A 12,693-nucleotide genomic window follows, 5' to 3' on the forward strand; every position below is an offset into this window, starting at 1 on the left:
TTATGCAACCACTGGCAGAGCGGCTACGGCCAGCTACATTAGATGAGCTGGTAGGGCAGGAACACCTGACAGGAAAAGATAGTATACTCCGTAAAGCCATCGAACAGGGAAGAATTCCATCTATGATTTTATGGGGGCCTCCCGGCGTCGGTAAAACGACCATCGCCAATATTATTGCGCATACCCTCAACGTACCGTTCTACACGCTGAGTGCGATTTCTGCAGGTGTCAAAGAAGTAAGAGAAGTAATTGAAATGGCCCGCCGCCAACAACATGCGGTGCTGTTTATAGATGAAATACATCGGTTTAATAAATCGCAGCAGGATGCTTTGCTGGGTGCCGTAGAAAAAGGGATTATCACCCTGATAGGTGCCACCACAGAGAACCCGTCTTTTGAAGTAAATGCGGCGGTATTGTCGAGGAGCCAGGTATACGTGCTGAAACCGCTAGGCCCCGAGCAACTGATGCAGTTGCTGAAACAGGCCATGGAAAAAGATAAATGGCTGCAATCGAAAAATATCGAGTTAAAGGAAACAACTGCTTTATTTAATATTTCCGGCGGTGATGCCCGTAAACTCCTGAACCTGTTTGAGCTGGTAGCCGGAACTATCCAAACAGATCCTATCGTCATCACAGATGCGCAGGTAATGGATATTGCGCAGCAGCGGGTAGCCATCTACGATAAAAGTGGTGAGCAGCATTATGATATTATCTCAGCATTTATAAAATCTATTCGCGGGAGTGATCCTAATGCTGCCGTATATTACCTGGCGCGTATGATCGACGGCGGAGAAGATGTGAAATTTATTGCCAGAAGATTGGTGATTCTTGCTTCTGAAGATATTGGAAATGCCAATCCCAATGCATTGTTGCTGGCAACAAATTGTTTCCAGGCAGTTAACCTGATAGGGTATCCGGAGTCGAGAATTATTCTCTCACAGTGCGTGACTTATCTGGCTTCTTCAGCGAAAAGTAATGCTGCATATATGGCCATTAATTCAGCTCAGTCTATAGTAGCTAAAACCGGTGATCTGCCGGTGCCCATGCATATCAGGAACGCACCTACGAAACTGATGAAAGAAATGGGCTATAATAAAGGCTATCAGTATGCACATGATTATGAAAATAATTTTGTGTCACAGGAATTTCTGCCTGATGCCATCAAAGGGACGAAGTTTTATGATCCGGGGAAAAATCCGAGGGAAGATGAGTTGAGGAGATATCTGAAGCAGTTGTGGAAAGATAAGTACAATTACTAGTTTTCCCGCAAAGCCAGTGAAGGAAGGCCTTTGGGTTTCCTGCGGCGGAGTAGTAAAGACCTGTGTTTTGTTAAAAAAAGACGTGCCATACGGCACGTCTTTTTTTAATCTCTGTTCTTATCAAGAATAGTAAAATCGCAGGAAATCCGTTCTCCGTTTTCATCTACCAATGTAATAGTATGTTTGCCGGCTTTAGGCCGGAGTGCCATCTGATGGAATTCGACGGTAGTGCCCAGGAAATCATTGTCCAGTGTCCAGAAGATTTTGGCGGACGTATTCCGGTGCGTGGCTGTAAAGATAGCCTGACCGGCGTTTCCGTCGATTTCTACGGGAACGAATATGCGTGCATTAGGGCGTGGGTATATCAGTTCCATCGGTGCCTTTTCCTGTCCTAATGATGCCAGACAATCCGGCTTATAGGGAGGCAGTGCCTCATAATAGTTTTTACTTCTGTAATAATATTCCTGTGAAGGCGGCAGTATAAACCATGATTTATGTTGCATGTATTGCGGCGATTCGCAGGCTTCAGTTACGCGGTATTTCCCGGTTCTATCGAGGTGGACCAGCTGATGGTATGGGCAAACGCCGGCACGGATACCTGCCATGGGTACCAGTATGGAATCTTTTTCCTCGCAGAGTTCAGTAGCGCGGTAGCCACTTTTCCGGCATACTTCCACTTTTTTCATCAGATGGATGGGTTCTTCAAACCAGCCGTTGGTACGTAGCTGACGGAATACATCGAAGAGAATCGGTGCGGCGGTCTGGACTCCTATCAATCCTGGTCTGCCTTCTCCATCAGCATTTCCTACCCACACTCCTACTACAAATTGCGGTGTTACACCGATCGCCCATCCGTCTCTGAAGCCGAAGCTGGTGCCTGTTTTCCAGGCAATGCGCTGAGTAGAGGAGAATTGCTGCCATAGCAATTCTTCGCCAGGTCGCATGACTTCTGTCATGGCTTCAAAGGTCCACCAGATGGAGGCAGCGTCCAGTGGAGTGTTTTTACTCAGGCCGTGTTCTGAAGGTTGTACCGCGTCTTTTTTATAGTTAGGTGGATGGATATCATCCATATCATATTTTCCATTGTATTGTTGTACATGCAATAGCAAACGGGCCATACTGGCATACATCCCGCACATTTCCCAGAGTGTTGTTTCACCTCCGCCGAGGATCATGGATAAGCCGTAATGGTCGGAGGGCTTATTGAGTGTGGTGATTCCCATCTGTTTCAGTAACGTATGGAAACGTTCGTAGCGGTATATCTGGAGCATGCGAACGGCAGGGATATTGAGGGATCTTGCCAGTGCGCGGGAGGCCGGAACAGCGCCATCATAGCCCAGGTCGAAGTTTTGCGGTGAATAGCCGGCAATTTGCGTTGGAATATCTGGTATCAGCGTATGCGGGAGGATAAGCCCATCATGCAGCATGGCGGCGTATAGTACGGGCTTCAGTGTACTTCCCGGAGACCTTCTGGCCTGGATAATATCCACATGACTTTCCAGTTCGGAATCAGCGGGATTGTAGATATTTCCTACGTATGCGAGGGTGTTGCCTGTTTCCACATCGAGTACCAGCACAGCAGCGTTGTTAATGCCGTTGGCTCTATAAGTGGCGTGGTACCTGGTGGTGATGTCCGTTACATTGCGTTGCAGCGAGGCATCAAGTGTGCTTTGTATGCGTGTTTCGCCGGATTGTTTTTGCTGCTGATAGTCGCTTCTGAAGCGGTCGAGCAGGTGCGGCGCATATTGCGGCAGCGCAAGCGGCTGATCTGGTAATGGTTCCAGCTTAGCCAGTTCGTAAGTGGTTTTATCGATTGTTTTATTTTGCCAGAGTTTTTGCAGCAACTGATTACGTTTAGTCATTAACGTTTGTCTGTTGCGACCGGGGTGTACTAATGCCGGACTATTGGGTAATACGGCGAGAGCGGCCATTTCCCCCCAGGATAATTGTTCGGCTTTTCGGCCGTAATAGCGCCAGGAGGCGGCTTCGAGGCCAACAACGTTTCCCCCGAAAGGTGCATTGGCGGCGTATAAGGCGATGATTTTCTTTTTAGAGGCAGCGAATTCCAGTCTGGTAGCAAGTACTGCTTCGATGCATTTTTGCCAGATAGTACGTGGTTTATTTCTTGCGATACGTATCACCTGCATGGTTAGTGTACTGCCACCGCTGACTACTTTATGTCCGCTGAAGTTTTGTTTTACTGCGCGGGCCATAGCGATGGGATCTACGCCCCAGTGGTATCGGAAGCGTTTATCTTCGTAGGCGATAATACATTTAGCGAATTTATCAGGTACGTGTTCGCTGTAGGGGAAGCGCCATTGTCCGTCTGTGGCGATGGTAGCGTTCAGTAAGTCGCCGTTGCTATCTTCCAGTACAAAAGAAGTAGGACTGGTAAACAGTTGTCGTGGCAGGCAGCAATAATAGGCAATGAGGATGATGGTGCCGGCGATGAGCCACCACTTTCTTTTTTTACTCCACTTTTTAATTTGTTCCAGGGTCATGTGACTACAATGATAGTACATTTTGTGATCTGTTCATTATCATGTTTTGTAAGATGGTGATTGAATGAAATGAACAGTGCTGGTAATGTTTATTGTACTACATTTGACTTAATAGATTCCGCCACGCTACCCATTCAGATCAGCGTCCCACGGCGGAACATTTTTTTTTAATCACTTCCCATAATTCTCTCTCCAGATTTTTTCTCAGCAGATAATTGTAAAAATGATTTCATGTTGATATCAGCAGATTCATGCTGCGTATTTGTGTGTTGTTTTTAGCCTGTATTTCTCATAAAGGATTTTATAAGTGATCTGTTCATTATCAGGTTTTTTGATGAAATCCCTGAATGAAAATGAACAGGGTTTGTATTGTCTAACGCTATAAATTGCATGCAATGATTTGATGCATCATCATTGTTTGAATGAATTTTTTTTATAACCTTGAAAAATATTTTATGATTAAATCAGATTTATTGTTTTGCTATTATATAGATGGGTAGCGGGTTGCGTCAGGTATCGCAGATTTTATATGATAACGATTTTGTTAAATTGTATTATCATTTTGTTTGTCATCCTGTCATTCTAATAATTCATTTTTAATCTGAAAAATAATTTGGTGAGAATTGTTATTTTTTATGAAAATGAATTTGGCTGGTAAAATATTTTAAGTTAATTTTGAATTGACAGATCTCGCCACGCTACCCATTCAGATCAGCGTCCCACGGCGAGACATTTTTTTATATGATCTCCTCATATAATAAGCCCGCAACAACCATATCTGAACAAATTATTCTCCTTAAGCGTCGTGGTCTTCTAATAGAGAATGTAACTTTAGCAGAAGAGTATTTGACCCACGTAGGTTTTTTCAGATTAGCCGATTTCTGGCAAGTATTACAACGTGATACAACGAATAATATTTTCATTAAGGGAACTAAATTCAATTCTGTAGTAGAGCTATATAATTTTGATAGGGGGTTAAGATTATTGTTACTCGATGCTATTGAACGAATAGAGATTTCTTTACGTGCGAGTATTACAGACACAATGTCTTTGGCCTATGGAGGGCAATGGTATAGTGATCCAAGGAATGCTGAAGATGTAGACCGATTTAATGATAATATGGATTTTATTAAATCGGAATTGGAACGAAACACTGAGGAATTTTTAACAATTCATACCAGACGATACGGAACAGCGGAATATCCACCCGCTTGGAAAATTGTACAGGTACTAAGTTTTGGTACTCTTTCCAAACTGTACAGAAATATTGCCAGGAAATTGCCAGAGAAAAAAATAATAGCTATAAAATTCGGCTTGCCAACATATGTTTGGTTAGATAATTGGCTTATGGTAGTCTCTGCATTGAGAAATCATTGTGCTCATCATAACCGTTTATGTTACCGTTGGTTTGTTTTTATTCCCAAAGAATTAACTAAGGCCAATAATTACTGGATAAAGAAATATCCTGAAGGATTGGGTAAACGTTACTTATATACTCAGTTATGTACAGTGAAATACTTGCTTGATCGTTGTGGATATAATGATTTTAGCGAACGGCTAAAGTACTTAATTGAAAAATCTCCAAATGTTCCATTACAAAAAATGGGCTTCCTTCCCGGCTGGGAAAACGAAGACCTGTGGAAATAATACAGCTCATATTAAAATCACATAACAAATAAGGCCGTCTCTACTCACTAGAGACGGCCTTGCTATTTAACGTTATCTTTCTCCTACTTCGTCACTTCTACCCATTTACCCGGCGCAAATGCATGAATGGTATTATCATACATTGCTTCTGTAGTAGTTGCCGGCAGATAGAACCTTCCCAGGTAAGCTGCATTCAGCAATACATTATAAGTACGGGTTTTATTTTCTTCAATATTGAAGTAGGTATAAACTCTGTCGTCACGTATATCCATAAACGTAGCCGGTGAAGAGTGATTTGCGCTGTCATTGCCCATCAGGCGGGTATTCAGGATCTCCCATCCGGAAGGGAATATCTGTGAAAGCGCCATTTGTTCATAGTAGCCGCGTTTGCCCGGATTACGGATGGTTACTGATGCAACGAAGTCCTCCCCTTGTTTCAGTTTGGTAGGATCAATTGCATGTCCTTCCCTGGTGAGGTACTGCACTTTCATGTCGAGTATATCAGGGTTGTTGGTAGCCACCGGTTCCTGGCCTGCTTCCGGTTGTCCACGAAGGATGACACGGATATACAGCAGGTTGTTGCCGTTGTTATTGATCGTGATGTTACCTGCAGTATTTGCTGTCAAAGGAATCTGTGAAACAAAGGAGCTACTGTTTACCGTACCTTTTGTACCGTTGATGGTATAGCTGAAGTTCATCTTGCTGCTTCCTTTATTAACACCACAATATTTGGCAATTGCTATCAGTGAGTAAGCCGTTGTTTGCGTGCTGTACCAAGCGTTATCTTGCGCGAGGTTGGCTGCAATCTCTTTCACCAGTGCAGTGGCTCTGGTATTCTGACCTAATACTGCCTCTGTTTCCAGGATCATTGCCTTATCCCTCAGATCGGAACCAAACGTTCCTCCCAGCTGGTTATAAGCTTTTACTTCAGTGCCCAGGTTTTGTGTGAGACTGTTAGCGACTTCTGGCTGACCAGCCAGTTTGTAGGCTGCTGCCAGCCGCCATTTTGCAGGTACAGAAAGGTATTTGAATTCTTTCAGTCTGTTCATGGCGCCCAGCTCAGGCACTTTTGCCAATGCCAGCAGGTATAAACGATATGCCTGTGTAAGATCCGCACCATAGAAATTGGTGGAATTCGGCGACCATGTATTGGCTTTGTTTTTCTGGTATTTCTTCCAGCCATCCAGTAAGCCTGCAGGAATGGAATAACCACGCGACTGTGCTTCTACGAGGAAATGTCCGCCGTAGTTGGTGCCCCATTCGTCCGACTTAGGCTCTCCCGGCCAATAAGCGAAGCCGCCATCGGAGGTCTGGAAGGAGCGCAGTTTATTGATACCTGCTTTCACATTTCGATCTATCTCAGCCACCTGGCTGTCTTTCAGGTCCATCAGCTGGTTTAATACCAGTTGCGGGAACACACCGGAAGTGGTTTGTTCGATACAGCCATGTGGATAACCTATCAGCCATTCCAGGCGTTTGCCCAGGTTGAGACTAGGAATAGTGCTTACTTCCAGTACGCCGGTATTGGTGCCGGCCATGCCTACAGGGGCATAGCTGCTGCTCCATCCTTTCACGGCTTCCAGCGTGTATTCGCTAACGTTAGTGACGTACGGGTTCGGATTGCGTACCTGTAATTCGACGTTATCTTCAGCCACTTCGCGGCCACTGTTGGCGGTTACTTTGATTTTCGCAACGCCTGTCTGTGGTTTCACTTTCACATCGAAGTATACGATCTGTTCACCAGGAACAGGGAAGTTGACAGTTTTTGTACGATCACCAACAATTTCCAGCAGCGGGCTGGTACTCAGGGTCACGGTAGCGCTGCGAACGCTTGGCTCCAGGCCGAATACGGTTACCGGCAGCTGCATTGTTTCAGAAGGGCCTAATACACGAGGTGCGGAGGTAAGCAGCATCAAAGGTTTCTTCACGGAAACCACTTTGTCTGCCTGCCCGTAGGCGCCGTCTTGTCCGGCTACTACCATGGCTTTAACGGAACCGATATATGGTGGCAGTTTGAAATTATGTGTCTGTTTCTGACCGGATTTCAGGTAGAATGGCCCCATGAATTTAACAACAGGCTTAAAGCGGTTTGCTTTGGCTGCGCCGGCATTTCTGTTGAGGCCTTCGTCACCACCGATGCTGAGGATGCGGTCCATGTCTACGCCCCATGCGCCGATCACAAAGTCGAAGAGATCCCATGTTTTTACGCCCAGCGCTTCGCGTGCATAGAAAGAGCTGTGTGGATCAGGTGTTTTAAACCTGGTCAGGTCCAATAAGCCTTCATCAACAATGGCCACGGTATAGGTCATCGCTTTACCACTGGCTTCACTTACGGTGATGCTGGCGTCGGATTCCGGTTTCAGCTTATCAGGCATGCTGATCACTGGTTTCAGGATGGTTTCAGGATCTTCCACGATGATAGGAATAGTACCGTACATGCGTATTGGAAGGTCGTTGATCGTTTGTGCGTGCGGTTGCAGCAGACTAACGTTCACGTATATATTAGGCGCCATATTTTTGGCTGCCTTGAATTTATAGGTAGTCTGCCCTTTTTTGGTGGTGATCCAGGAGGTCTGCAATACTTTACTGCCTGATTCAATGCTGATGAGGCCACGGCCACCTTCACTGCTTGGAATGGTGAGGGTGATATCTTCACCTGTTTTGTAGGTGGTTTTATCGGAGGTAAATACCAGCATGGAAGCTTCTGCAGGGTTTTCTTTCTGCACGCGCTCTGCCCATCCCGGATAATCGATATACACCGCTTTACCGGCTGTGTGGCCACTCTGGAGGTCTTTCACACGGATGAGGTAACGGCCCCATTCAGGTGAATTGACGCGAAGTGCCCATTTACCTTTACCATTCTGTAGGGTAACGGTTTCTTTGGATATCAGCTGGTTATAGCTATCCTGTGTGAAGTTGGAGTAATCGTCGTTGTCACCACCATCCCACCACCATCTCCAGCGGATTTTATATAGTTCTACCTGTACCTGCCTGCTACCACCGACATAATTTCCTTTATCATCAACATCTACCAGGTCTACCATATGTGGCTGATCTGTCAGCAACATGCCGGTCATTCTATCGCCTTGCGGGATACGTAACCCTGCATAGGAGGTGTATGGATTGTATGGCAGTGAGAAATTATCGATGCTGAAATCGCCGCCCGGCTCAAATACCTTCACTTCGAAGTTGGCTTTCAGCTGGCCAGGGGCCGGCTTACCCAACTGAATGTTGGCATTGACAGGTGCAGTGCCATTATCGCTGAGGGCTCCCTCGAAGATGGTTTTATCTTCCGCTTCAAATTTGGTAACAGGATCGTCGAAGCTGAAGTCGTTAAAGCCTTTGAAGCTTGTTTTCTGTTGCGACAACGATACATCCACTTTAGCTTTGAGGTGTTGTGCTGTAGCGCCAAACAGCCACATTGCGGATAAGGTACCTTGTGTACCGGCCTTGGATAAGGAGTTGCCCGGACCGAAATCCATTTTTATTTTCAGGCGGTTAGGCTTTACGGTTTCTACGCGTACATTTTTGGTAAAGGTGGCGCCACCTACTTTTACTTTTGCCAGCCAGCTACCGGTGATATCATCTGCCTGGGTAGCAGTCGCGAAGCTATAGAAGCCATTCAGACTGCTGTTGGAATTGATACGTTTGTAGAGCTGTCCTTTAGGGTTATAGAGCTCCATGGTTACCGGCATGTCTGCTGGTAATTTCTTCTCTTTATCTTCCAGGATAAATGTCAGATAAATACTATCTCCCGGACGCCATACGCCACGTTCTCCATACAGGAACCCTTTAATACCCTGTTGTACTTCCTCGCCCTGTACATCAAAACGACTCAGCGGTAAGGAACTTCCATCATCTAATTTGAGGTAGCCGCGTTCGGTGCCTTTCTTCGCTACGAGCAGGTATGGCTTGCGTTTCAGGTCGAAAGTAGCCAGGCCATCGCCATCACTCTTGGTTTTGAAGATCACCTGGTTCTGGTAGTCCAGCAGTTCCAGCTCTACGGCCATTAAAGGCTTGGTATCGCGGATATCGGTAACGGCAACGAGCATACTATTGTCGTTACCGCGTTTTGCGGTCAGGCCGATATTGGAAGAAATGACGTTACGGGATACCCATCTGTCCCTGTTATAGTAGGAGCTTGTACAAGGATCGTCTTTCTCGTTCCAGTTGAAGCCCATCGGGTAATAGTTGTCATATCTCTTCCAGAAATCATCATCCTCATCAATTTTCTCCCCATAGTAATCATTGTCATCGTCTGAAAAATCTTCTTCTCCGGTGCTGCCAGTATTGGGTACTGCTTCTTTCTCCACTTTGCAGGACGACAGCGCATAGGCTCTTCTGAAGCCAATGGTGATGCGATAGATTGCCCCTGGTTCTGTGCGGATCAGCTGGTCCAGGTCCAGGAAGAACCGGTTCTTTTTATGAAGATTGAGTGACTTGTCGTTATCAAGGCGAATGGTTTTTTCTACCACGGGTTTTCCTACGCGACGAATTTCTTCCGAACCGTTGAGGTCGTTTCTTTGCAGGTATTGCGGGATATTATTTTCATAAATTTTGATGATGGTAACATCTACTGCTTTCAGATTTACCGCTTCAAAAGGCATGACCATTTTGTTGCTTTCCGGCAGTATCACACCTTTTCCAGGAATTTCCACAGAAGGAAGTGTGTTCTCAAAATTGACATTCGATGTATATGTCTTACCTAGTTTTCTATCTACAATATTCAGAATACCCTCGTTAATCACCACACTGTAATTACCTTCCAGTCTGTTCGGTGCATACACTTTTACCTCACTGCCGTCGATGCTGTAACGGAGGTCGGACTGGCCACTGATGCTGATCAGGCCTTCCAGCGACTGCGCCATGCTGATAGGATCGGAGAACTGTACCAGCAGGTGTTGTTCCGGATCGGATTCAGCTTTGACGTCCAGTACTTTGAAATCGCCGATGGCAGGAACTTCGATTTCCTGTTTGCCGTCGTTGCTAATATTCAGTGGCGCTCCGGACCATTGCAATGTTAGGGTGTTGGCCGAATTTCCCTGTTGGATATTAGCTACAGTAAATCTGGAAAGATGTTCTACCGGGCTATGCTGCCAGGTGATGGGCAGTGATTTTCCCTGATAGTTAGCAGTCATAATCTTCTCTATGGACTGCGGTTGTTCAGCGTCAGCGGTATTGATCACACCGGTGAAAACCATTTTGTCCATGGAGTTCTGATCGGCAGATTTAAGGCCGTTCAGGTCTACGGTAAATGAAGGCTGGATGACTTTGAAATCAAAATCAAATGTTTTGAGTTCTGTAGGTACATCCATCACTTTGCCCAGCTTGAACGAGGCTTTGTATTGTTTGCCCGGTTGCAGGTTTTCATCTGGCCGGAACTCAATAGTAGTGGCATCTACCCAGTACGTTTTCCCTTTTATGGAAGGGGAAAAGTCGAATACCTGCTTGTCCAGCGGCTCGTTTTGTGTATGTGTTACGTTGGCCTGTCCGGCGAGATGTACGCGGATAGCGCTTTGTTTTGAAATGATACCGGCCGTATAGGCTTCGATATATTTATCAAATTTCGCTGTGTCCTGTTTAGTAGTATGACAACTGCTAAACATCCACAACACTGCTACACAAAATAAGGATGCCAGAACAGCATAACGTATTTTTGGGAACATTAGGAAAGTATTATGGTGATTAACTTTATTGGGCACGAATATAAGATTATATTACTTGCCCCTTACTTAGCCGGATGAATTTATTCACTGCTGCCGGCAATTCTTCTTCGTAGTGCGTAACATATACCATCGTTACCGGCATGTGTTCACACAGTTGCTCTATGACCTGTTTGAAGTGTAATTTCTGTTGAGCATCAAGGCCTTGACATGGTTCATCAAATATCAGTAGTGGCGGGTTTTTTACCAGCGCACGGGCCAGTAGCGTCAGGCGTTGTGAGCTTTCAGGTATCTGCTTGAAAGGTTGGTTTGCAAACTGACTGATTCCCAGTATATCCATCCACGTTAGTGCGATGTTGCGTTGCTCTTCAGTAGCGGGTTTTGTGCTGCCGATGATATCTGAAAAGCCGGAGCAGACTACTTGCAGACAATGCTCTCTCGCACCAAAATACTGATGTAACTCAGGGCTTACGAAGCCTATTTTTTTCTTGATATCCCAGATACTTTCTCCGCTACCTCTTCTTCTATCGAACAGCCATAATTTATTCGCATATGCCTGTGGGTTATCACCATTAACCAGGCTGAGTAAGGTTGATTTTCCTGCACCGTTATGGCCCAGGAGTGCCCATTTCTCGTTTTGTCTGACTGTCCAGTTGATATCTTTCAGAATAACGTTTTCGCCATATTTGATGTTGATATTTTCCATGCGGATAATATCTTCAAAAACAAATTCTTGTCTGTTGGCCACCAGTGCGGCAATTTTTCCTGCCTCCAGTTTGGGTAATTCCGGCTTTACTTCCTGTGCTACCGGCAACCGGAGGTATTCTTCGCGGGTATATCTTCCTGTAATCTTACCATTATCCAATGTAAGCACGTGGGTAATATGTTCCGGTATTTCCTGCGGAGATGTGGATAACAGCACGGTGGTACCAGTGGCAATGATTTCATTTACCATGGCGGTGAAATCTTTGCGTGTTTGCACATCCAGTCCGATGTAGGGATTATCCAGCATCAGCAACTGTGGCTGTTTCAGCAAAGCCGCTGCGATCATTACCCTGCGGGTTTCGCCGTTGGAGAGCTTGATCAGGCGTTTGGCCAGCAATGGGCCTATTTTCAATGGTTCCAGCAGGGCGGGAATATCCGTAATGCCCAGGTGTTCCTGAACGGTAGGCGAATTGTCGGCGTCCATGCTGTTAAAGCGCTGCTGGTAATAGAAATCGGTCGTTGTGTTGGAATTATTTTTAAAGGTATGATGATGACCTACATAGGCTATCAGGTTACGATAATTGAAATAGGGATCAGTGACCGTGTTATGCTGACGCCAGTTATCGTAAAAATAATAATGGATGCTGCCATTGATGATATTAAACTTACCAAGTATGGTGTTTAAGAGGGCTGTTTTCCCGGAACCACTGGGGCCGGTGATGGCCCATTGTTCGTTGGGTTGTATTTCCCAGGAGAGGCCGTCGAAGAGCGTTTTGTCTAAGAATCTTACTGTTATATGTTCCAGAGAGAGGAACGGGTTAATGCTGGTTCCCATATTTGCACTGTTGTTTAGTGATTAGTCTGGCTGGTAAAATTAGCAGGAATATTGAAAGCCTTCTATTATTTTTATGGCAAAGA

5 protein-coding genes are annotated in these 12,693 nt (G+C 45.5%); 2 read left to right on the forward strand and 3 right to left on the reverse strand.

Annotated features, from left to right (window positions below; translation table 11 throughout):
- The first annotated feature begins 2 nt into the window (after positions 1–2).
- Entirely contained in the window at positions 3–1,259 is a 1,257-nt protein-coding gene (locus F3J22_RS05490; protein ID WP_167015084.1) for a replication-associated recombination protein A, read from the forward strand.
- Positions 1,260–1,363: 104 nt separating this feature from the next.
- Here F3J22_RS05490 and pbpC read toward each other — a convergent pair whose 3' ends face one another.
- Positions 1,364–3,760, reverse strand: a complete 2,397-nt coding sequence (gene pbpC, locus F3J22_RS05495) for a penicillin-binding protein 1C (RefSeq protein ID WP_167015086.1) — start codon at positions 3,758–3,760, stop codon at positions 1,364–1,366.
- A gap of 741 nt (positions 3,761–4,501) precedes the next feature.
- Between pbpC and F3J22_RS05500 the strand changes: the two genes are divergently transcribed.
- Entirely contained in the window at positions 4,502–5,407 is a 906-nt protein-coding gene (locus tag F3J22_RS05500) for an Abi family protein (protein WP_167015087.1), read from the forward strand.
- 83 nt (positions 5,408–5,490) lie between these two features.
- On the opposite strand, the gene F3J22_RS05505 is transcribed toward F3J22_RS05500, so the two are convergent.
- The gene (locus F3J22_RS05505; RefSeq protein WP_167015089.1) at positions 5,491–11,073 is read right to left on the reverse strand and encodes an alpha-2-macroglobulin; all 5,583 of its coding nucleotides are present in this window, start codon (positions 11,071–11,073) and stop codon (positions 5,491–5,493) included.
- Positions 11,074–11,119: 46 nt separating this feature from the next.
- A complete protein-coding gene (locus tag F3J22_RS05510; protein ID WP_167015091.1) occupies positions 11,120–12,610 on the reverse strand; it encodes an ATP-binding cassette domain-containing protein in 1,491 nt (496 codons plus the stop codon).
- Positions 12,611–12,693: the final 83 nt, after the last annotated feature.

The sequence above is a fragment of the Chitinophaga sp. Cy-1792 genome, from assembly GCF_011752935.1.
Lineage (GTDB): Bacteria > Bacteroidota > Bacteroidia > Chitinophagales > Chitinophagaceae > Chitinophaga.

Bases quoted from the DNA above. Each gene is read 5' to 3' on its own strand.
- F3J22_RS05510 (WP_167015091.1), bottom strand. From the start codon at position 12,610: ATGGGAACCAGCATTAACCCGTTCCTCTCTCTGGAACATATAACAGTA.
- F3J22_RS05505 (WP_167015089.1), bottom strand. From the start codon at position 11,073: ATGTTCCCAAAAATACGTTATGCTGTTCTGGCATCCTTATTTTGTGTA.
- F3J22_RS05490 (WP_167015084.1), top strand. From the start codon at position 3: ATGCAACCACTGGCAGAGCGGCTACGGCCAGCTACATTAGATGAGCTG.
- pbpC (WP_167015086.1), bottom strand. From the start codon at position 3,760: ATGACCCTGGAACAAATTAAAAAGTGGAGTAAAAAAAGAAAGTGGTGG.
- F3J22_RS05500 (WP_167015087.1), top strand. From the start codon at position 4,502: ATGATCTCCTCATATAATAAGCCCGCAACAACCATATCTGAACAAATT.